18 protein-coding genes and 1 pseudogene are annotated in these 21,281 nt (G+C 68.2%); 9 read left to right on the forward strand and 10 right to left on the reverse strand.

From position 1 onward, the window contains the following. Positions 1-110: 110 nt before the first annotated feature. Positions 111-698 (forward strand): YajG family lipoprotein, encoded by a 588-nt coding sequence (locus tag QKY98_RS18765; protein WP_007161696.1) that lies wholly within the window; start codon positions 111-113, stop codon positions 696-698. A gap of 60 nt (positions 699-758) precedes the next feature. Here the strand turns inward: QKY98_RS18765 and QKY98_RS18770 are convergent, their stop codons facing one another. Beyond that, a complete protein-coding gene (locus tag QKY98_RS18770) occupies positions 759-1,919 on the reverse strand; it encodes a 1-acyl-sn-glycerol-3-phosphate acyltransferase (RefSeq protein ID WP_284671385.1) in 1,161 nt (386 codons plus the stop codon). Positions 1,920-2,026: 107 nt separating this feature from the next. On the opposite strand from QKY98_RS18770, the gene QKY98_RS18775 reads away from it, so the two are divergent. From QKY98_RS18775 to QKY98_RS18785, 3 genes are all read left to right on the forward strand, one after another. Further along, complete coding sequence (locus QKY98_RS18775) at positions 2,027-2,209, forward strand: CPXCG motif-containing cysteine-rich protein (protein ID WP_017639858.1); 183 nt, start codon at positions 2,027-2,029, stop codon at positions 2,207-2,209. After that, on the forward strand, positions 2,209-2,469 hold the full coding sequence (locus QKY98_RS18780; protein ID WP_284671386.1) for a putative signal transducing protein: 261 nt from the start codon (positions 2,209-2,211) through the stop codon (positions 2,467-2,469). Before QKY98_RS18775 ends, QKY98_RS18780 begins: the two co-directional genes overlap by 1 nt. A gap of 154 nt (positions 2,470-2,623) precedes the next feature. Beyond that, the gene (locus QKY98_RS18785) at positions 2,624-3,241 is read left to right on the forward strand and encodes an SOS response-associated peptidase (protein WP_042136699.1); all 618 of its coding nucleotides are present in this window, start codon (positions 2,624-2,626) and stop codon (positions 3,239-3,241) included. 64 nt (positions 3,242-3,305) lie between these two features. On the opposite strand, the gene QKY98_RS24045 is transcribed toward QKY98_RS18785, so the two are convergent. Continuing rightward, positions 3,306-4,190 (reverse strand): methyl-accepting chemotaxis protein, encoded by an 885-nt coding sequence (locus tag QKY98_RS24045; protein WP_371100520.1) that lies wholly within the window; start codon positions 4,188-4,190, stop codon positions 3,306-3,308. Next, a pseudogene (locus QKY98_RS24050) lies at positions 4,164-5,435 on the reverse strand (cache domain-containing protein); the annotation flags it as partial. The gene QKY98_RS24045 and the pseudogene QKY98_RS24050, both read right to left, overlap by 27 nt. A gap of 161 nt (positions 5,436-5,596) precedes the next feature. On the opposite strand from QKY98_RS24050, the gene QKY98_RS18795 reads away from it, so the two are divergent. Then, positions 5,597-6,418, forward strand: a complete 822-nt coding sequence (locus QKY98_RS18795; protein ID WP_007162727.1) for a M48 family metallopeptidase — start codon at positions 5,597-5,599, stop codon at positions 6,416-6,418. A 118-nt stretch (positions 6,419-6,536) separates the two neighbouring features. Here QKY98_RS18795 and QKY98_RS18800 read toward each other — a convergent pair whose 3' ends face one another. Together QKY98_RS18800 and QKY98_RS18805 are read right to left on the reverse strand one after the other, a co-directional pair. Next, positions 6,537-7,538, reverse strand: a complete 1,002-nt coding sequence (locus QKY98_RS18800; protein WP_284671387.1) for a methyltransferase — start codon at positions 7,536-7,538, stop codon at positions 6,537-6,539. 29 nt (positions 7,539-7,567) lie between these two features. Further along, positions 7,568-8,527, reverse strand: coding sequence for a 2-hydroxyacid dehydrogenase (locus tag QKY98_RS18805; RefSeq protein ID WP_027602947.1), 960 nt, complete (start codon positions 8,525-8,527; stop codon positions 7,568-7,570). A 94-nt stretch (positions 8,528-8,621) separates the two neighbouring features. Here QKY98_RS18805 and QKY98_RS18810 point away from each other — a divergent pair, with 94 nt between their 5' ends. Then, positions 8,622-9,209: an acyl carrier protein phosphodiesterase gene (locus tag QKY98_RS18810; protein ID WP_284671388.1), complete on the forward strand. Its 588-nt coding sequence runs from the start codon at positions 8,622-8,624 to the stop codon at positions 9,207-9,209. Here QKY98_RS18810 and QKY98_RS18815 read toward each other — a convergent pair. Then, on the reverse strand, positions 9,152-9,949 hold the full coding sequence (locus QKY98_RS18815; RefSeq protein WP_169854697.1) for a lysophospholipid acyltransferase family protein: 798 nt from the start codon (positions 9,947-9,949) through the stop codon (positions 9,152-9,154). The two genes, QKY98_RS18810 and QKY98_RS18815, sit on opposite strands and share 58 nt — an antisense overlap. Then, positions 9,946-10,674, reverse strand: a complete 729-nt coding sequence (locus tag QKY98_RS18820) for a GNAT family N-acetyltransferase (RefSeq protein ID WP_058790355.1) — start codon at positions 10,672-10,674, stop codon at positions 9,946-9,948. The genes QKY98_RS18815 and QKY98_RS18820 overlap by 4 nt, the downstream gene beginning before the upstream one ends. 225 nt (positions 10,675-10,899) lie before the next feature. Between QKY98_RS18820 and QKY98_RS18825 the strand changes: the two genes are divergently transcribed. Beyond that, a complete protein-coding gene (locus QKY98_RS18825) occupies positions 10,900-11,385 on the forward strand; it encodes an FKBP-type peptidyl-prolyl cis-trans isomerase (RefSeq protein ID WP_027598438.1) in 486 nt (161 codons plus the stop codon). Positions 11,386-11,514: 129 nt separating this feature from the next. On the opposite strand, the gene cysZ is transcribed toward QKY98_RS18825, so the two are convergent. After that, positions 11,515-12,267, reverse strand: coding sequence for a sulfate transporter CysZ (cysZ, locus tag QKY98_RS18830; RefSeq protein WP_007162720.1), 753 nt, complete (start codon positions 12,265-12,267; stop codon positions 11,515-11,517). Positions 12,268-12,566: 299 nt separating this feature from the next. Here cysZ and trxB point away from each other — a divergent pair, with 299 nt between their 5' ends. Continuing rightward, complete coding sequence (gene trxB / locus QKY98_RS18835) at positions 12,567-13,541, forward strand: thioredoxin-disulfide reductase (RefSeq protein ID WP_027598439.1); 975 nt, start codon at positions 12,567-12,569, stop codon at positions 13,539-13,541. Between the two features lie 210 nt (positions 13,542-13,751). Here the strand turns inward: trxB and glyA are convergent, their stop codons facing one another. Both glyA and QKY98_RS18845 read right to left on the reverse strand, forming a co-directional pair. Further along, positions 13,752-15,005, reverse strand: coding sequence for a serine hydroxymethyltransferase (glyA, locus tag QKY98_RS18840; RefSeq protein WP_027602952.1), 1,254 nt, complete (start codon positions 15,003-15,005; stop codon positions 13,752-13,754). Positions 15,006-15,128: 123 nt separating this feature from the next. Then, complete coding sequence (locus QKY98_RS18845; protein ID WP_284671389.1) at positions 15,129-19,322, reverse strand: EAL domain-containing protein; 4,194 nt, start codon at positions 19,320-19,322, stop codon at positions 15,129-15,131. A 211-nt stretch (positions 19,323-19,533) separates the two neighbouring features. Between QKY98_RS18845 and ettA the strand changes: the two genes are divergently transcribed. Next, on the forward strand, positions 19,534-21,198 hold the full coding sequence (ettA, locus tag QKY98_RS18850; protein WP_007162716.1) for an energy-dependent translational throttle protein EttA: 1,665 nt from the start codon (positions 19,534-19,536) through the stop codon (positions 21,196-21,198). Positions 21,199-21,281: the final 83 nt, after the last annotated feature.

Genomic DNA, 21,281 nt, shown 5'->3' on the forward strand with positions numbered 1-21,281 from the left:
CAGGAAGACGCCGGCCTCGTGCCGGCGTTCTTCTGTCCGGGGTGCCCGTCTATCGACGCCGCTGGGGGGCTGGGTATACTGCCCCCTGTCCCTTTCTCTGGAGTCTCTGCATGCGCTATCGCCTGTTGCTCGGCCTGCTCGCCGCCACTGGTCTGACCCTGGCCGGCTGCGCCAGCAGCCCCCAGCAATTGAGTCCGCAACCCCAGATCACCGCGCCCATCGCCCCGGTCGGCCAGGGCCAGCCGGTCTCGGTCCGGGTGGTCGACGGTCGCTCCTCCTTTACCCTCGGCACCCGTGGCGGTCTCTATCCCGACACCAGCGTGGTGGTGGTGCAGACCCAGGACGTGATTCCCAAGCTGCAGGCCGAAGCCGAGAAGGCGGTCCGCCAGATGGGCTTCACCCCGTCGCCCAATGCCGGCCCCGGCGCGCCCCAGCTGACCCTGACCCTGGCCGAGCTGAACTACCAGTCGCCCAAGGAACTGTACGTCACCGCCTCCGACGTCGCCGCGGCCTTCCAGGTCGACGTGCGCAACAGCCAGCGCGGCTACCGCGGCCGCTACGGCGCCAGCCTCAACCAGCGTTTCGGCATGGCGCCCAACGCCGAGGCCAACACCAAGCTGGTCAGCGATGTGCTGAGCGATGCCCTGACCCGGGTATTCAAGGATCCGACCGTGGTCCAGGTGCTCAGCGGTCGCTGAAAACCCGACGCCCACGAAAAAGCCCGGCCAGTGCCGGGCTTTTTCATGGGTCGCCGACCGCTATTCCAGGCCGGCCAGCACGCGGTACTTGTTGAGCACCGGCTGGGCGTACTGGCGCACCAGCTGCGCGCGGTATTCCGCCGGGCACTCGGCCAGGCGCTTTTCCCACTCGCCGCGGGCGACCGCGATCTCCTCGACGGGAAACAGGGCGTCCACCGCGGGCACGGCCAGCTCCGGATCGCGACCCTCCCAGGCGGCATAGGCCAGGTAGCTGGCCGGGAACAGCCGGTAGTTGCCGAGGATCTGCCGGTCCATTTCCTGGGCCAGCGCCTTGGCATCCTCGAACTCACCCGTGACCGGCTCGCCAAAGGCCACGTGCACCCGGCCCTTGTAGCCGGTGATGCCCAGGGCGATGCTGACGTCGTCCTCGCCCGGTGCCTTGGTATAGCCGCCGGTGATGGCGCGGATGTGCAGTTCGCGGGCCTTGGCCTGGTCGCAGGGATCGAATTCGTAGCTGATGGATACCGGCACGATGTTCAGCGCCTTGACCAGCTCGGCGAAGGGGGCGTCCTTGCAGCTCATGTGGAACATCTTGAGGATGGCCGAATCGGTACGGTCGTCGCCATCCTTGGCCCGGCCCTCGGCCTGGGCGATCCAGATGGACTGGCCGTCCTGGCGGATCGAGTGATTGATGTAGGCGGACAGATTCTGGTACGCCGCCAGCTTCTCGCGCCGACCGCTGATGGAGCGGTGCACGATGAAGCTCTTGTTCAGCCGCATCAGGTCGCTGACGAAGGGCTTCTGCAGGAGGTTGTCGCCGATGGCGATGCGCGGCGTTGGCAGGCCGGCGTGGTAGACGGCATAGTTGACGAAGGCCGGGTCCATCACGATGTCGCGGTGGTTGGCCAGGAACAGATAGGCCCGGCCGCTGCGCAGCTGGTCGATACCGGAGTAGGTGACGCCGTCCGAGGCCTTTTCGATGGCGCGATCCACATAGGGTTCGAGCTTGTCCTGCAGCGCGGCGACGCTCTGGATGCCGCCCAGTTCCTGGCGCAGGCGGGTGCGCAACAGGGGCCGCACCACCCAGCCGAGGCCCTTGGACAGGCGCGGGAAACGGTAGCCGGCGAGGATGGCGATGAAGTGGTCGTCGTCGATCAGGCGGGCCAGAACCCCGGGGACTTCCGCGTCGTTATAGGGTCGAATGGCTTCGAACTCGCCCATGGTGTTCTCTTGTAGAAATTCCGGCGGCCATAGTAGTGGGCGTGGCGCCAGATGCAAGCGCCAGGGGCCGGATGGGCGGCAGGTTGGCGGTCGAGGAGTGCAGGCAGATGCTGGAAAGCCAGGAATACGATTGCCCTTATTGCGGCGAACCGGGCGAGGTGGTGCTCGACCTCAGCGGCGGTGATCAGGACTACTACGAAGACTGCGAAGTCTGCTGCCGGCCAATCCGCTTCGGCCTGCACACCGATGGCGAGGACTGGAATCTCGAGGTTCGTCGGGAGGACGACTGATGCGTCGCATCTACGAGCCGGGTTCGCTGCACGAGGGTGAATTGCTCCTGGCGGTGCTGACCAGCGAAGGCATCAGCGGCTTTCTCGCCGGGCGCCATCTGCTCGGGGGCATCGGCGACCTGCCGGCGGCAGGGCTGCTCGGCCTGCTGGTCGAGGATGAGGAGGCCCTCCGCGCGCAGGCGCTGATCGCCGCGTACAATGCCGCCACGCCCCTGCCGGGAGAGGATCCGTCCCCCGAGCAGGGCATCCTCGTCTGCTAGGTTCTAGACGAAAAGTGCCTACGCATCGGTGATGCTTCGTTGAAAAACGCTTCGGAATGCTCATTTACCACTTGTAAACTCCGCTTCCTCAGCATTTTTCGCCTCGCCTGACCTTCGCTCGGCGACTTTTCGTAAAGAACCTAAAAAGGTTTTCATGTCCGGACGCTACGCCCTGTTCCGCTGGCCCGCCGAATTCGCCGCCCTGGCGGGATTCCCCGAAAAGCATGCGCCGCGCTGGAACATCTCCCCCCACCAGCAGGTGCTGCTGCAGCGGCGGACCGCCGAGGGCGAGCGGGTCGACAGCGGTCGCTGGGGACTGACTCCGCCCTGGCTCACCGATCTTTCCCGCACCCCCACCCATGCCCGCGCCGAAAGCCTGGCCACCCAGCCGATGTTTCGCGAGCCCTTTCGCCTGCGGCGTTGCCTGCTGCCCGCCAACGGCTTCTACGAATGGCGCGGCAATCATCGCAAGCGGCCCTACTGGATGCTCAATGGCGAACCCCTGGCCTGGTTCGCCGCGCTCTGGGAGGCCTATCCGGCCGGGGACCAGCTCTGGCTGTCGGTGGCCATGGTCACCCAGGCCGCCGGCCCGCTGCGGCGGCCGATCCTGCTGGACGAAGCGGGGCGCGCCCTCTGGCAGGATCCGGACAGCCCGCCCGAAGCCCTGCAGGCGCTGTTGGCCACGGGCGGCATGCCGCTGCGCGAGCGGGTGCTGGCCGATATCGTCAATCGGCCCGAGGTGGACGGACCGGAGTGTCTGACGCCGCTGTAGAGGCGGTCCTCACCCCGGCCCTTTCCCAGGAGGGAGAGGGTGGCTTGGCACTTGGGGGAGGGGACTAGACCCGGAACCGTCCCGCCAGCTGGCGTTGCTGTTCGGCCAGTTCGCGCAGTTGCTGGCCGGCGCGGGAGGCGCTGTCGGCTTCGCCGTGGACCGCCTGGGCGCTCTGGCCGATGTTGACCACGTTGCGATTGATGTCCTCGGCCACCGCGCTCTGTTCTTCCGCGGCGCTGGCGATCTGCAGATTCATGCTGGTGATCTCGCCCACCGCCGCCAGGATGGTGTCCAGGGCCTGGCGGGTGGCCTCGGTCTGGGCGACCTGGGTGCTGGTCTGGGCGCCGCTGGCCTGCATCACCGTCACCGCCTCGCGGGTGCCCTGCTGCAGGCGCTGGATCATCTCCTGGATCTCGCCGGTGGCGACCTGGGTCTTTTGCGCCAGGTTGCGCACCTCGTCGGCCACCACGGCAAAGCCGCGGCCCTGCTCGCCGGCCCGCGCCGCCTCGATGGCGGCGTTGAGTGCCAGCAGATTGGTCTGCTCGGCGATGCCGTTGATGGTGGTGAGGATGGAGCCGATGTTCTCGCTGTCCTCGGCGACCCGGCGGACCTGCTCCACCGCGCGCTCGATCTCCCGGGCGAGGGCGGCGCTGCTGGCGACGTTCTGCTGCACCAGCCGCTGGCCTTCGTTGACCGCGCCGTCCGCCTCGGTGGCGGCCCGCGCCGCGCGACCGGCATTGCCGGCCACGTCCTGGGCGGTGGCGGTCATCTCCTGCATGGCGGTGGCCAACTGGTCGATCTCCTGCAACTGGCGCTGCACGCCGTCGCGGGTGCGCTGGGCGATATGGGAGGTGTGCTCGGCGGCCGAGGCCACCTCGCCCACCGAGCGGATCAGCTGGCCGATGAGGCCCTGCAGCGAGGCCAGGAAGCGATTGAAGCCGCCGGCCATGGCGCCGACCTCGTCGCGGCGCTCGGTGGCGAGGCGCTGGGTGAGGTCACCGTCGCCCTGGCCGATGGCGTCGAGCATGGTCACCATCTGCCGCAGCGGCCGGGCGATGCGCAGGCTGATCAGCCAGAGCACCAGCAGACCGGCGCCGGCGACCGCCAGGCCCACCAGCAGCATGCCGATCACGTCCTGGTGGCGTTGGCTGCCAAGGGTGTCCTTGAGGCTGTAGAGGTCGGCCAGCACGGCTTCGCGGGGGAGTTCGATGATCAGCGTCCAGACCTGGCGGTTGTCGCCGGCGAAACGCAGTGGCAGATAGACCTGGTAGCGCTCGGTTTTGGCGTCGAAGCGCCGGGTGACGCCTTCGCCCAGGTCCTTGAGGCCGGCCAGGGTCGCGCCCAGCACCGGTTCGGCCGGTTTGCCCAGCTGGCTGGCATCGGCGGTGTAGGCGACCAGGGTGCCGCGGCCGGCCACCAGGGCCATGCGGCCCACGCCGCCATAGAGGCGGCCATTGGCCTTGACCAGCTGGCGCTGGATGAAGTCCAGCGGCACGTCGGCACCGACCACGCCCTTGAAGGCGCCGCCGACCAGGATCGGCACGTTGAAGGAGGCGATCAGCACCTGCTGCTCGTTGACCGTGTCGGGCATGGGGTCGAGCACGCAGGTGGTGCGATTTTCCCGCGGGCAGAGGTAGTACTCGCCTTCGCGCACGCCCGAGGGCAGCCGGGTCTGGCTTTCCACGGTCGGGCCGATCGGTTCCACCGTCACATCGCCGTCGAGGGTCTTGTGCCACCAGGGGGTGAAGCGCCCCTGCTCGTCGTAGCCGGCCGCGGCATCACCGCGATGGCGGTCGTCCTGGCCGTCGATGGCATTGGGCTCCCAGACGGTATAGAGACTGAGCAGGCCGGACTGGCGCTGCAGACTCCGGCCCAGCAGGCGGACCAGACTCTGGCGATCCAGCTCGACCTGCTGGTCGCCCGGACTGGCCATGGCCACGTTGAGTTGCGCCAGCTGACTGGCCAGTTGCAGGGGGACGTCCAGCTGGCGTTGCAGCTGGTTGCCCACGGCCTCGGCCTCGGCCGTGAGCCGGGCTTCGGCGGCCGTGGCGGCCAGGGCCTCGGTATGGCTGTCGACCAGGGCGCGGGTGCGCTGACCGGCGAACAGGGTGTAGGCGATCAGGGCAGCGACCACCGCCAGGATGCAGGCGCCGGCCAGCAGGGTGATGGAGGTGCGGATGGAGCGGGAATTCATGGGGGACTCCGGGGCGTTCGATACCGGGAGCTATCGGCGCAGATGTCTGTCCATTGAGGCCTCCGGTCGGCTGGCAGGAGAGCGTTGCCGGGCATTACCGGACGTTGCCGGGTCTGACGCCCCTCTCTAGACTGTATCCGCCTCGATACCTGGAGATTCCCATGCGCCGTATCCTTCCCCTCGCAGGCCTGTCCCTGAGCCTGCTGCTGGTCGCCTGCCAGACCGTCAATACCACCTCGGGTGGTGCGGTCGGGGTGCAGCGCAAGCAGTACATGTTCAGCATGCTGTCCGAGCAGCAGGTCAACCAGATGTACGCCCAGTCCTATGCCAAGACGGTCAGCGAGGCCAAGTCCGCCGGCAAGCTGGCCAACGACACGGCCGACGGCAAGCGCGTGGCCGCCATCGCCAAGCGGCTGATCCCGCAGACCGCGGCCTTCCGTCCGGACGCGGTGAACTGGGATTGGCAGGTCAACCTGGTGCAGAGCGACGAACTCAACGCCAACTGCGGCCCGGGCGGCAAGATCTTCGTCTACAGCGGCCTCATCGATCAGCTCAAGCTGACCGACGACGAACTGGCGGCGGTGATGGGCCACGAGATCGCCCACGCCCTGCGCGAGCACAGCCGCGAGCAGATGTCGCGGGCCTATGCCATCCAGATGGGGGAGAACCTCGGCGGCGCCCTGCTGGGTGTCGGCCAGGGCGGCATGCAGCTGGCCGACCAGGTGTCCCAGGTGGCCCTGACCCTGCCATTCAGCCGCGGCAACGAGAACGAGGCGGATCTCATCGGTCTGGAGCTCTCGGCGCGCGCCGGCTACAACCCCAATGCCGCCATCACCCTCTGGCAGAAGATGGCCCAGGCCAGCCAGGGCAAGCAGCCGGCGGAATTCCTCAGCACCCACCCCTCCGACGCCAACCGCACCAAGGCCCTGCAGGCGGCGATTCCCAAGGTGATGCCGCTGTACGAGGCGGCGAAGAAGGGATAAGGATTTGGGTTTGGGGGAAGGTACTTCCCTCACCCCAGCCCTCTCCCAGGGGGAGAGGGGGCGGGTAGGCGCCGTAGGCTGGGTTGAGTGCAGCTAAGCCCGGCAGGGCTCAGCGTCGCTACCGCCGCCGGGCGCTGTAGACCTTGAAGCCGTCGCGTTCGGCCAGGGTGCGGCAATTGCCGAAGGCGGCCTCGATCAGCGGCGGATAGCGCAGGAAGCTGTTGGCCACCAGGCGCAATTCGCCGCCGGGGCGCAGATGGCGCACCGCCTCGGCCAGCAGGGTCTCGGTGGTGCGGTAGTCGGTCTTCACGCCGCTGTGGAAGGGCGGATTGCTGACGATGGCGGCAAGACCGCTGGGCGCCGCGGCGATGCCGTCACCGGCGATCACGGTTCCGGCCAGGCCATTGGCCGCCAGGGTCTGGCGACTGCTGGCCACGGCGAAGGCGTCCACGTCGAGCAGGTGCAGGGTGCTGGCGGGATAGCGGCGGGCCAGGGCGGCGCCGACCACGCCGGCGCCACAACCGAAGTCCAGCACCGCCCCCTCGGGCAGGCCGTCGAGGTGTTCCAGCAGCAGCGCCGTGCCCACGTCCAGCCGGCCATGGCTGAACACACCCGGCAGGCTGAGAATCTCCAGACTCATCCCCGCCCGCTCCAGCCGATGGCGTTGCAGCCAGGCGTCCGGCTGCGGATCGGCCGAGGTGCGAGGGTCCTGCACCACCCACAGTTGGCAATGGCGGGCGCTGTCGAGCTTGCTGGCCTGGCCCAGGACGCCCAGCTGGCGCGCCGCGCGTTCGATCCCGGCCTTCTTTTCCCCGACCAGAAACAGACTACCCGCGGCCGGCAGGCGCTGGCTCAGGGCGGTGAGCAGGAAGTCGGTGGCCTCGCGGGACTTGGGCAGGAACAGCACGGCAGCGGTGAAGTCGCCCGCCGGGGGCTCGATCCCCAGGCTGACGCGACCCGGATAGCGCCGCATCAGTTGTTCGGCCTCGCCCGCATGCCAACTCCAGCCGCTGGCCGCGGGCAGGGCGCCCAGCAGCTCATCGGCCGGCAAGCCGGCCAGCAGCAAGGCGCCGCCAAAGCGCTCGGGGTGACGGAGGAGGACTTCGCTGCGCGGATCCATGGGGCTACCTGGCGAAAAAAGCGCGAACTTTAGCAGACCACCCGCTGCGGCGTGCCGGCGAAATGACCCTCGGCATTGGCGGCGAGCTGGCCAATGATCCGCTGGCGCGCCTCGCGACTGCCCCAGGCGTTGTGCGGGGTGACGATCAGTCGTGGAATGTCGCCGGCCAGCAGCGGATTGCCGTCGCGCGGCGGCTCGACGCTGAGCACGTCGGTGGCGGCGCCGGCCAGGTGGCCGCGTCTCAGGCAGTCGGCCAGGGCCTGTTCGTCGACGATGCCGCCGCGGGCGGTGTTGACCAGGAAGGCCGTGGGTTTCATCGCCGCCAGTTCCGCCGTACCGATCAGGCCGCGGGTCTGCTCGGTCAGCGGGCAGTGCATCGTCAGGGCATCCACCTGGGGCAGCAGCTCGGCCAGCGGCAGGCTGCCCGGGCGGGCGGGCCGACCGGGCAACTGGCCCACCAGGGTCTGCATGCCGAAGGCTTCGGCCAGCCGCTTGACCGCGCTGCCCAGTTCGCCGAGGCCGAGCAGGCCGAGGGTCTTGCCTTCCAGCTCGACGATGGGGTGGTCGAGCAGGCAGAACTGGCTGGCGGTCTGCCAGCGACCGGCGCGGATGTCCGCCTGGTAGTCCGGCAACCGGGTGGCCAGGGCCAGCAGCAGCGCCAGGGTGTGCTGGGCGACCGAGGCGGTGCCGTAGCCCTGGCAGTTGCAGACGCGCACGCCCTGGGCGCGCGCGGCTTCCAGGTCGATGTTGTTGGTGCCGGTGGCGCTCACCAGCACCAGCTTCAACTCGGGGCAGGCGGCCAGGATGGCGGCGTCCAGCACCACCTTGTTGACGAGGGCGACCTGGGCGCCGGCCAGGCGCGCCGCGACCTCCTCCGGGGCGCTCGCCGGATGGAGTTCCAGTTCGTCGAACACCGCGCGCAAGGGCGCCGGGTCCAGATCGCCCAGGTCGAGAGAGGCATAGTCGAGGAACACGGCGCGAACGGGCATGGCGACTCCAGCGGACAGGGAAGGGAGGTCCGAGCCTAGCAGCCGCGGGTCGTCCAGGAAAACCGCCCGGGCGCGGCTGGAGTATGCTGAGGGGATGAATTATCTCGCGCACCTGCACCTGGGCGGCCCCGGCCGCGAAGATCGCCTCGGCAGTCTCTACGGCGATTTCGTCAAGGGCTCGGCGGACGTCTGGCCGGCCGGGATTGCCGCCGGCATCCGGCTGCACCGGCGCATCGACGTCTATACCGACGACCATCCCCTGGTGATCCGGGCCAAGACCCGGTTGCCCGCGGCGCGGCGGCGGGTGGCCGGGCTGCTGGTGGATGTCTTCTTCGATCACTGCCTGGCGCGCCTCTGGCACGACTATGCCGAGCAGCCGCTGCCGGATTTCGTCGCGGACTGCTACCAGACCCTGCTGGAGGAGCCGGAGCTGCCGCCGCGGCTGGCCCGCATCGCGCCCCTGATGGCGCGTCAGGACTGGCTGGGCAGCTACCGGGACTTCGCCGTGCTGGAGCGGGTGGTGGAGGGGATGGCGCGACGGCTGTCGCGCCCGGAACTGCTGGCCGGCGCCTTCGCCGAGCTGGAGGCCGCCTACGATGGCCTGCTGGCAGATTTCCGCGATTTCTATCCGCAGTTGCAGGCCTTTGCCGCCGCCGAGCGGGCGGCGCGGGTTTCCAGCTGAATCCCGAGGCGGCCGGCGATGGCCGCCTGGCAGCGACCCGCCAGTACCTGGCGCGCCTGGCCCTGGGGCAGCACCGCGGGCAGCAACTCGATCCTCAGGGTGGTCCCGCCGTTGTCCAGCAGCCGCAGCAGATGACTCACCAGGTCGTCGTCGCCGATGAAGGCCGCGGCCCGGTCAGGCTCGCCGTGGCGCCAGTAGCTCAGGGCCACGGGTTGCAGCGGGGTGCCGGTGGCGATGGCCGGACTCAGCAGCCGGCCATGAAAGGTGCGCAGCACGCTGCCGTCGGTGGTGGTGCCCTCGGGAAAGAGCGCCAGTGACAGGCCCTGGGTCAGGCGCGTGGTCAAGGCCTCGCCCAGGGCGTCGCCGCGTTCGGCACCGCGGCGGATGAACAGGGTGCCGGCCTGACGCGTCAGCCAGCCGGCGAAGGGCCAGTCCGCCACCTCCGCCTTGGACAGGAAACCCAGCGGCCGCAGGCTGCCGAGGGCGACGATGTCCAGCCAGGACACATGATTGGCCAGCCACAGGTGGGTGCCGCGCGGCACCTCGCCCCGGACCTCCAGGCGCAGGCGCAGCGCCCGGGCCAGCAGCTGGAAGAAGCGCCGCGTCAGCCGTTGCCGCAGCCCCAGACAGGGCCGCCGACCGAGCGTTACCGCCAGCGCCACCGTCAGGGCGAACAGCGCCCCGAGCAGCAGCGCGGCCAGCACCGGCAACAGCCGCAGGGCGAGGTGCAGTCGCCTCATACCGCGGCCTTGAAGTGGCGGGCATAGCGTGGGCAGAGGTCTTCGCGCTTGAGCAGGATGAAGACGTCGGCCACGCCGAATTCCGGATCCCAGCAGGGCGCGCCGCAGACCTGGGCGCCCAGGCGCAGATAGGCCTTGAGCAGGGGCGGCAGCTGCACCACCAGGTTGTCGGGCACGGCGACGAAGGGCAAGGGGCGCCGCGGCGTGGCACGGATCGCCGGGATGCGTTCGTCCCGCGCGGCCTGGCGCAGCAGGGCCGCGGCCTGCAGACCGCCATCGGCCATGGGCACGCTGGCGCAGCCCATGAGGTAGCGATAGTCGCCACAGGCCATGATTTCGGCCAGTTCCGCCCACAGCAGGGCGATGGCGGCGCCGGTGCGATGCCCGGGCGCCACGCAGGTGCGGCCGATTTCCAGCAGCGGACCCTGCAGGCCGTCCAGGCCTTCCAGCTGGAATTCGCTTTCGCTGTAGAGACTGCCCAGGCGCTCGCGGCGGCGTCCGTCGAGCAGTCGCGTGGTGGCGATCAGCTCGCCGCTGCGCAGGTCGCGTACCCCCAGGTGCAGGCAGTGGGCGTCGTAGACATCCTGGTCGAGGTTGTCGGCGAAATGCACGCCGTAGGTGCTGCCGAAGACGTTGGCCCGCAGGCGCTGGGCGGCGCGGATATCCGCGGCGGTCGACAGGCGTTCGGCGCGCAGCGCGGGCGGTGCGGACACTGGAATCGGCATGGCAGGGCTCCGGCAGTGGGTATGCAGCAAACCCTAGGTAGCCGGGATGACAGCCCCGTGAAGCGACCGTGGCGATCTCGTGACGAGCGGTCGAGCACCGTTGCAGGGGCGCCCTCCAGATGCCTCCGGGCGCCAGGGGACTGACCGAACGCATTCGCAATTGCTAGGTTGGACGCGTAGACTGATGCGTCAATCCTATTTTTTCCCAGCATGAAGGTTCTGGCCATGCAGATCGCGGCGAACACGGCAGTATCCATCGACTACACCCTGACCAACGACGCCGGCGAAGTCATCGACAGCTCCGCTGGTGGTGCTCCGCTGGTGTACCTGCAAGGCGCGGGCAACATCATTCCCGGCCTCGAGCGCGCCCTGTCCGGCAAGCAGGCCGGCGACGAGCTTAAGGTGGCCATCGAGCCGGAAGACGCCTACGGCGAATACACCCCCGAACTGGTTGCCACCCTGGGCAAGGAAATGTTCGAAGGCGTGGACGAGCTGGAAGTGGGCATGCAGTTCCACGCCTCCGGCCCGGACGGCGCCATGCAGATCGTCACCGTGCGTGACATCGACGGCGACCAGGTCACCGTCGACGGCAACCACCCCCTGGCTGGCCAGCGTCTGAACTTCGACGTCAAGGTGGTCAACGTGCGTGCGGCCAGCGACGAAGAAATCGCCCACGGCCACATCCATGGCGAAGGTGGTCACCACCACTAAGCCTGGCCTCAGGCTCCTGCGACGCCCGTGTCCGGCCTTGCCGGCGCGGGCGTTGTCGTTTGTGGCGTCCGTGCGACGTGGCCCTCACCCCAACCCTCTCCCAGGGGGAGAGGGGGCCGGTAGGGTGCCTTAGGGACGCACCACCAGGGCCTTGTCGCCCCCTTCACGTACCCAGAACAGCGTCGCCCCGGCCACTGCGGCGGGCATGAACAGGGCGTTCAGGCCAGGGACCAGCAGCGCCAGGTAGGTCACCCCGCCAAAGCCCAGGCAGCGCAGGCGGCGGGTGCGCAGCCAGGCGAGCATGGCGCGGAAATCCAGCTTGTGGTTGTCGGCGGGGAAGTCGATGTACTGCACCGCCATCATCCAGACGCCGAACAGGATCCACAGCGGCGCGGCGATCAGGTTGAGGCCGGGGATGAAGGTCAGCACCAGCAGGCCCAGGGCGCGCGGCAGGTAGTAGCCCAGCTTGCGCAGTTCGCGCTGCAGGGTGCGTGGCACCATGGTGACCAGTTCGGTGAGGTTGAACGGCGGGAAGTCGTCCTGGCCGCGCACCATGACCTCGACCTTTTCCGCCAGAAAGCCGTTGAAGGGCGCCGCCACCAGGTTGGCCAGCATCGTGAAGGTAAAGAAGATGATCGCCAGCAGCAGGAGCACGAACAGCGGCCAGAGCAGCCATTCGACGAAGCTCGCCCAGGCCGGCAGGCTCGGCATCAGCTGCTCCAGCCAGCCCTCGAAGCCGCGCACGGCAAAGGTGAGGATGGCGGCGTAGAGCAGCAGGTTGATGGTCAGCGGGATGACCACGAAGCGGCGCATGCCGGGGCGGGTCACCAGGCGCAGCCCTTCGGCGAAGTAGGCGGAGCCGGACAGCGGAGCGACAGCCATGAAGATTCCTGACAGGTGGCGGGAGGCACAGCTTACCTCAGGGCTCCCTGGCCGAAGCGGTCGACATAGGCGCGCCCTATGGTCTGGATTTAGAATGGTCGCTTCTGTGGAGGGGCGGCACCCGTTAGGCTGAGCCCCATCCCTGGACCCGGTGTCCGCCTTTTGGCGCCGGTCGCGCCGTCGCCAGGAGCGACCGGCGCTTGCGGAACGGCTCCGCACGCACACCGGCCGGCATGCCCCCAGGGCGCGCTGGCCACTCTACTCTTAGGTCTGCCGGAGACCCCGGCAGGGAGAATGTCATGTCTGAAGTCAGCAACTCGCGCCATTCGCGTCTCATCATCCTCGGTTCCGGTCCGGCCGGTTACACGGCCGCGGTCTATGCCGCCCGTGCCAACCTCAAGCCGCTCTTGATCACCGGCATGCAGATGGGCGGCCAGCTGACCACCACCACCGAGGTCGACAACTGGCCGGGTGACCCCCACGACCTGACCGGTCCGGCGCTGATGGAGCGGATGCGCGAGCACGCCGAGCGCTTCGAGACCGAGATCGTCTTCGATCACATCAACGCCGTGGACTTTGGCGGCAAGCCCTACACCCTCAAGGGTGACAGCGCCACCTACACCTGCGACGCCCTGATCATCGCCACCGGTGCCAGCGCCCGCTACCTGGGTCTGGCCAGCGAGGAGGCCTTCATGGGCAAGGGCGTGTCCGCCTGCGCCACCTGCGACGGCTTCTTCTATCGCAACCGCGAGGTGGCGGTGGTCGGCGGCGGCAACACCGCGGTCGAGGAAGCCCTGTACCTGGCCAACATCGCCAGCAAGGTGACCCTGATCCACCGCCGCGAGACCTTCCGCGCCGAGAAGATCCTGCAGGACAAGCTGCGTGCCCGGGTCGCCGAAGGCAAGATGGCGCTCAAGCTCAACGCCAGCGTCGACGAGGTGCTGGGCGACAACATGGGCGTCACCGGCGTGCGCATCAAGAACAACGATGGCAGCAGCGAAGAGCTGCAGGTGGCCGGTCTGTTCGTCGCCATCGGCCATACCCCCAACACCGGGTTGTTCGAAGGCCAGCTGGAGACCCACGACGGCTATCTGGTGGTGAAGGGCGGCCGCGAGGCCAATGCCACCGCCACCAACGTGCCGGGCGTGTTCGCCGCCGGCGACGTGGCCGACCACACCTACCGCCAGGCCATCACCTCGGCCGGTGCCGGCTGCATGGCGGCGCTGGACGCCGAGCGCTACCTGGATGGGTTGGGCGATCTCCAGGTCCTCTAAGGCCTGATCGACGCCTGAAAAAGAAAAACCCCGGCACTGGCCGGGGTTTTTCTTTTTCGGAAGCTTCCGGCGTGCGGCAAGAGCTGGCCTGGCTGCCTTGACGACCCTTCTGGAAATGCAAAGAGCCCCGGCCATTTGGTCGGGGCTCTTTGTTCTGGGGGTTCCCTCACCCCGGCCCTCTCCCAGGGGGAGAGGGGGAAGGCGTGCCTCTTACTTGCCATAGACCGGCAGGCGAGCGCAGACGGCCTTGACCTTTTCACGGACGGCGTCGATCACCGATTCGTCGCCCATGTTGCCGAGGATGTCGCAGATCCAGCCGGCCAGTTCGCGGCACTCGGCTTCCTGGAAGCCACGGGTGGTGACGGCCGGGGTGCCGATGCGCAGACCGGAGGTGACGAAGGGCGAGCGCGGATCGTTCGGCACCGAGTTCTTGTTCACGGTGATGAAGGCGCGACCCAGGGCGGCGTCCGCGTCCTTGCCGGTGATTTCCTGCTTGATCAGGCTGAGCAGGAACAGGTGGTTGTCGGTGCCGCCGGAGACGACGTCGAAGCCACGCTCGATGAACACGCCGGCCATGGCCTGGGCGTTCTTGATCACCTGCTGCTGGTAGGTCTTGAACTCGGGCTGCAGGGCTTCCTTGAAGCACACCGCCTTGCCGGCGATGACGTGCATCAGCGGGCCGCCCTGGGCACCGGGGAAGACCGCCGAGTTGAGCTTCTTCTCGATGGCTTCGTTGGCCTTGGCCAGGATCAGGCCGCCACGCGGACCGCGCAGGGTCTTGTGGGTGGTGCTGGTGACCACGTCGGCGAAGGGGACCGGGTTGGGGTAGACGCCGGCGGCGACCAGGCCGGCGAAGTGGGCCATGTCGACGAACAGGTAGGCACCCACGGCATCGGCGATGGCGCGGAAGCGGGCGAAGTCCAGCACCTGGGAGTAGGCGGAGTAGCCGGCGACGATGACCTTGGGCTTGTGCTCCTGGGCCAGGCGCTCGACCTCGGCGTAGTCGATCAGGCCCTGCTCGTCGATGCCGTACTGCACGGCGTTGTACAGCTTGCCGGAAGAGGACACGGTGGCGCCGTGGGTCAGGTGACCGCCGTGAGCCAGGCTCATGCCGAGGATGGTGTCACCGGCTTCGATCAGCGCGAGGTAGACGGCCGAGTTGGCCTGGGAGCCGGAGTGCGGCTGGACGTTGGCGTAGTCGGCGCCGAACAGCTGCTTGGCGCGGTCGATGGCCAGTTGCTCGACCACGTCGACGTATTCGCAGCCGCCATAGTAGCGCTTGTGGGGATAGCCTTCGGCGTACTTGTTGGTCAGCACGCTGCCCTGGGCTTCCATGACCGCCGGGCTGGTGTAGTTTTCCGAAGCGATCAGCTCGATGTGATCTTCCTGACGCTGGGCTTCCTGCTGCATGGCGGCATACAGGTCGGCGTCGAAGCGGGCGAGGGTGGTTTCACGGCTGAACATGGCGGCAGGGTCCCCTGAGGCATGGCGAAGAGCGAGCCCGATCGGGCTCGTGAGGGGCAGTATTCTACCCCATCGCGGGAACTCTGAGGTATGAGCGCCGGTCATGCGGTGGCGCCATCGGTCTCATGTCAGGACCGGAAACAGCCCCTGGTGCTCCAGCCGTTCGCGCAACAGATCCGGCGGCAGCGGACGGTCGAAGAGGAAGCCCTGCACCTCGTCGCAGCCATGCAGGCGCAGGAATTCCAGTTGCGCCGGTTCCTCGACGCCCTCGGCGATCACCGAGAGATTGAGGCTGTGGGCCATGGCGATGATGGCCCGGGCGATCTGCGCATCCTGCTCGCCGTGGGGCAGGCCGTCGACGAAGCTGCGGTCGATCTTGAGGATGTCGATGGGGAACTGCTTGAGGTAGTTGAGCGAGGAATAGCCGGTGCCGAAGTCGTCCACCGCGATGCACAGGCCCAGGCTCTTGAGTTCGCCGAGCAGTTGCAGGGCCTCGCCGACGTCGCGCATCAGGATGCTCTCGGTCAGTTCCAGCTCCAGGCAGGCCGGCGCCAGGCCGGTCTCGGCGAGGATCGCCGCGATGCGCTGGCCGAGCTGGCCGTCGCTGAACTGCCGTGCGGAGAGATTCACCGAGACCTTGGGAATGCGCACCCTGGCCGCGTGCCATTCGCGCATCTGCCGGCAGGCCTCGCGAATCACCCAGTCCCCGACCTGGACCACCAGGCCGATCTCTTCGAGCACCGGGATGAATTCCGCCGGCGAGACGTGGCCGCGCACCGGATGCTCCCAGCGCAGCAGGGCCTCGACCCCGGTCAGGCGCCGGTTATCGCAGCGGTACTGCGGCTGGTAGTGCAGGCGGAATTCGCCCTGCAGCAGGGCGTGCCGCAGATCGGCTTCCAGTTCCAGGCGTTCCAGGGCGCGGGCGTTCATCTCGGCCTGGTAGAACTGGAAGTTGTTCTTGCCCATCTCCTTGGCGTGGTACATGGCGGTGTCGGCGTTCTTCATCAGCTGGCTGAGCTCATGGCCGTCCTGCGGCGAGAGGGCGATGCCGATGCTGGCGGAGACGAAGAATTCGCGGCCTTCGAGCACGAAGGCCTCGGACAGCTGGGTGAGGATCTGCTCGCCGACGCGGATCGCCTGGGCCAGGGCCACCTCGCGGGTTTCCAGGCCCGACAGCAGCAGGGTGAATTCGTCGCCACCCATGCGCGCCACGCTGTCCTCGGTGCCCACGCAGGCGGTCAGGCGCATGGCCACCTCCTTGAGCAGGCGGTCACCGGCGGCGTGGCCGAGGCTGTCGTTGATCGGCTTGAAGCGGTCGAGGTCGAGGAACATCAGCACCACCCAGCTGCCGTTGTGGCGACTCTGCTGCAGGGCGTTGTGCAGGCGGTCCTGGAACAGGGTGCGGTTGGGCAGCAGGGTCAGGGCGTCGTAGTAGGCGAGGCGATGGATGCGTCTTTCGCTGGCCTTGCGCTCGCTGATGTCGACGAAGAAGCAGACATAGCTCATCAGGTCGCCGTCGTCGTCGCGGATGGCGGTGATGCCGACCCAGGAGGGGTAGGGCTCGTTGTCCTGGCGTCGCTGCCAGAGTTCGCCTTCCCAGCTCTCCTGGGTGCGCAGCTGTTGCATCACGTGCTGCAGCTGGTTGGCTTCCTGCTTGTCCGCGCAGAGCATCATCGGCTGCTGGTCGAACACCTCTTCGGGGCTGAAGCCGGTGATGCGGGTGAAGGTGCGGTTGACCCGCACGATGTAGCCGGCCGGGTCGGTGACCAGGATGGCGCCGGCGGAGTGGTCGAACACCGTCGCCGCCATGCGCATGTCCTTTTCCGTGCGGCGCTGGGCGGAGATGTCGCGGCAGATGCCGAGCAGGCCGGCGAAGCGCTCGTGGTCGTCCCACAGCGGCTTGAGCCGCAGCTCGATCTGCAGGGTGTGACCCTGGGCGTGCAGGCAATCCAGCAGCAGGGGCGCGAAGTGTTCCCGGCGCAGCTCGGCCAGGGCGCGCGGATCGTCGAGGCTGCGCAACAGCCGCTGCAGGGTGCGGCGGAATTCCTGCAGCTGGCGCGAATGCACCACCAGCTCCGCCAGGGTGCGCTGTTGCAGCTCGGCGACGGGATAGCCGAGCAATTCCTCGACCGAGGGGCTGAGGTAGTTGAGCACCAGCTGGGCGTCGGTGGTGAAGATGACGTCGCTGATGCTTTCCGCCAGCTGCCGGTAGCGATTCTCGCTCTCGCGCAGGCGCTCGCTGGCGCGCACCATGTCGGTGACGTCCAGGGCCAGCCCCACCACGCTCGCCGCGCTGCCGTCCGCCGCACTGGCGAGGCGTTGCTCGCGCACGTCGAACCACCGCCAGCCGCCGTTGCGGTGCTGCCAGCGCAGGAGGCTGCTGCTGGGCTGGTCGGACAGCGTCGGCCGCATGCTGACCACCCGCTCGTGCAGTTCGACGTCGTCCGGGTGCAGGCGCGCGCGACCCAGGCTGGCGAAGGCCTCCGGCGGATAGCCGAGCTTGAGCGCCAGCGAATGACTCTCGTAGGTCAGCTCGCCACTGGCCACGTCGTAGGTGTAGAGGGTGTCGGGGATGGCGCTGATCAGATTCGACCAGAAGCTGTCGCGCTCGAGCAGGCGCAATTCGCCGAGCTTGCGCTGGGTGATGTCGGTGAGGCTGAGCAGGGTGGCATCGAGGTGTTGGGGATCGGCCGGCAGGTGCATGGTCAGCCAGAGATGGCGCTCGCCCTCGGCGGTGTCGATGCAGGTCTCGAGTTCCAGCACCTGCTGGCCGGAGAGCAGACCGGCCAGCAGGCGGTAGCGCTTGCCGCCGAGCTGGACGCGGGAGTCACCCACCAGCCGCGCCCAGGCCTGGTCCAGGTGGCCGATGCCGAGCATTTCCAGGGCGCGCTGGTTGATCTCGGTGATGCGCACCTGACGGCCCAGGGCATCCAGGGCCTCGGGCTGGCGGGCGAACAGCTCCGCCAGTTGCTCGGGACGTTCCAGGCCCAGGGCGTGCATGTGGGGATGGACGGCGCTCAGATCGACCACGCAGATGCCGGTGTGCACCCCGTTGAAGATGCTTTCGTAGCGCTGCCGGGTGGTCTGGATGGTATCCAGGTTGCGCTGCTGCTCGGTGACGTCGCGCAGTACCCAGACGAAGCCGTCCTGGGTCTGGGTGCGGTCGCGCAGGACGCGGGCGCTGGGCTGGCTGGCCGCCAGGGCATGGCAGCTGACCGCGAAGCGCCGCGGCTGGCCTTCCACCACCAGGGTGACCAGGGCACCGCCGTCACGTTCGGCGGGCGTCAGGGCCACCACCTCGGGCAACAGACTGGCGAGGAAGAACTGCTGGGCGTCATCGGCGGCGATGCCCAGCAGACGGGCGGCGGTGGCGTTGACATGGACCAGGCGACCGTCGGCCTGGGTCATGCAGACGGCTTCCTCGATGCCGTTGAGGGCGATGCCGGCCAGGCGCAGGCCGCGTCGCGAGGCGAGGGTCAGGGCGCGCAGGCCACGTTCTTCGCGCAGCAGCAGGTAGAGCAGGATGACCGCCACCAGGCCGGACAGGCCGAACAGCGCCAGGCGGCCGAAGGAGGCCCCGAGCAGGGTGGTGCCCATGTCTTCGGCGGGATGGCTGCCCACCACCTGCCAGTTGCTGTAGGCCAGCTCCTGGCGTACTTCATCGCGGCTGTCCGCCGCCGGGGTCGCCCCGCCGCGGAACAGCAGGGTGCCTTGGGCGCGATCTTCCAGGCGCCAGTCGAGGCCGGACGGGACCCGGGTCGGCCGCCACAGGGGTTCGAGCAGGGGGGCGCTGGTCAGCACCCACCAGCCCCGCTGCTCCTCGCGATCGCCGGCCAGCAGCACATAGAGGGGCGCCGCCGCGGCCTCGGCATTGTAGCCGTAGCGGAAATCGGCCTGGCCGGCGCGCGCGATCAGTTGCTGGATGAAGGCGGCGTCCGGCGTATCGCCCAGGCGGGCGGCGCGCAGAGTGGCGTTGGCCGGCAGCCAGCGCACCTGTTGCAGCCCGGGAAAGAAGTCCTGGAGGCCGAGCAGCAGGTTGGGAGCCAGCGGCAGGGTAGGGTCCAGCGACCAGCGCAGGGTGCTGCGCACCGCCTGGGCCTTGAGCGCCAGGCCGAATTCGACGGTGTTGGCCAGTTGCTGGGTCAGGCTGTCCAGCTGTTCGCGCCGCAGGGCCTCGCGCTCGGCCACGCTGGCGAAGGCCTGCCAGAACATCAGGGCCAGCATGGCCACCAGCGAAAGGACGAGCAGGCCGCGGGTGAGGCGTCGCGAGGCGGGGGCGAGCGGCGCTTCCGGCAGCGAGGAGGGCGGGCTGTTCACGACGGACTGCGTTCCTGCAGAGGCGATGGCCGTTCGGCTGCGCCCGATTCCGCGGGGCAGGGATGGCCTATGATAAGGGACCGGACGGTGTCTCCGCCGGTTTTTTCCGCGTGATCAGCGCCGGCGCTTTCGTCGCGCGGGGTTTCGACAGCGTTCGCTGCTGACGCCATACTGTGTCCCCTGTTTTTCATTCCGGTCCCAAGGTCCCACCATGGCTCAATACGTCTACACCATGCATCGGGTCGGCAAGGTCGTGCCGCCCAAGCGTGAAATCCTCAAGAACATCTCCCTGTCGTTCTTTCCCGGCGCCAAGATCGGCGTGCTCGGTCTGAACGGTGCGGGTAAATCGACGCTGCTGCGCATCATGGCCGGCGTCGATACCGAGATCGAAGGTGAAGCGCGTCCGATGCCCGGTATCAATGTGGGTTATCTGCCGCAGGAACCGAAACTTGATCCCGAGCAGACGGTTCGTGAGGTGGTCGAGGAAGCGGTCGGTCAGATCAAGCAGGCCCAGGCCCGCCTGGATGAGGTCTATGCCGCCTACGCCGAGCCGGATGCCGACTTCGACGCCCTGGCCGCCGAGCAGGCCAAGCTGGAAGCCATCCTCCAGGCCGCCGACGGTCACAACCTGGACCGCCAGCTGGAAGTCGCCGCCGACGCCCTGCGCCTGCCGGCCTGGGACGCCAAGGTCGGGGTGCTTTCCGGTGGCGAGAAGCGCCGCGTGGCACTGTGCCGCCTGCTGCTGTCGGCCCCCGACATGCTGCTGCTGGACGAACCCACCAACCACCTGGACGCCGACTCGGTGGCCTGGCTGGAGCACTTCCTCCACGACTTCCCCGGTACCGTGGTGGCCATCACCCACGACCGCTACTTCCTCGACAACGTCGCCGGCTGGATCCTGGAACTGGACCGTGGCCAGGGCATCCCCTTCGAGGGCAACTACTCCGGCTGGCTGGAATCCAAGGCCGCGCGCCTGACCCAGGAAGCCAAGCAGGAAGCCGCCCATGCCAAGGCCATGAAGGCCGAACTGGAATGGGTGCGCTCCGGTGCCAAGGCCCGCCAGTCCAAGTCCAAGGCCCGCCTGCAGCGCTTCGAGGAAATGCAGTCCCAGGAATTCCAGAAGCGCAGCGAGACCAACGAGATCTACATCCCCGCCGGCCAGCGCCTGGGCGACAAGGTCATCGAGTTCAAGAACGTCAGCAAGGGCTACGGCGATCGCCTGCTGATCGACGACCTGAGCTTCGTGGTGCCCAAGGGCGCCATCGTCGGTGTCATCGGCGGCAACGGCGCGGGCAAGTCGACCCTGTTCCGCATGATCATGGGCAAGGAGCAGCCGGATTCGGGCAGCATTGAGATCGGCGACACCGTGCAACTGGCCAGCGTCGACCAGAGCCGCGAGAACCTGTCCGACACCAAGACCGTCTGGGAGCAGGTCTCCGATGGCTCCGACGTGATCAAGATCGGCAACTACGAGGTGCCCTCGCGCAGCTATGTGGGTCGCTTCAACTTCAAGGGCGCCGACCAGCAGAAGTTCGTCAAGGACCTCTCCGGCGGTGAGCGCGGTCGTCTGCACCTGGCGCTGACCCTCAAGCAGGGCGGCAACGTGCTGCTGCTGGACGAACCCTCCAACGACCTGGACGTGGAAACCCTGCGCGCCCTGGAAGACGCCCTGCTGGACTTCCCCGGCGCGGCCATCGTGATCTCCCACGATCGCTGGTTCCTCGACCGCATCGCCACCCACATCCTCTCCTACGAGGATGACTCCAACGTGGTGTTCTTCGAAGGCAACTACACCGAGTACGAAGCCGATCGCAAGAAGCGCCTTGGCGAGGCCGCGGCCCAGCCCAAGCGGGTGAAGTACAAGAAGCTGGCCTAAGCGCCAGGATCAACGCCGGCGGGGCCACCTGCCGGCGTTTTCTTTTGTGCCCTCCGCAGCCGTCAGCGTCCTGCGGCTGCGGA

It is taken from the genome of Pseudomonas sp. HR1, from assembly GCF_030175875.1.
Lineage (GTDB): Bacteria > Pseudomonadota > Gammaproteobacteria > Pseudomonadales > Pseudomonadaceae > Chryseomonas > Chryseomonas oryzihabitans.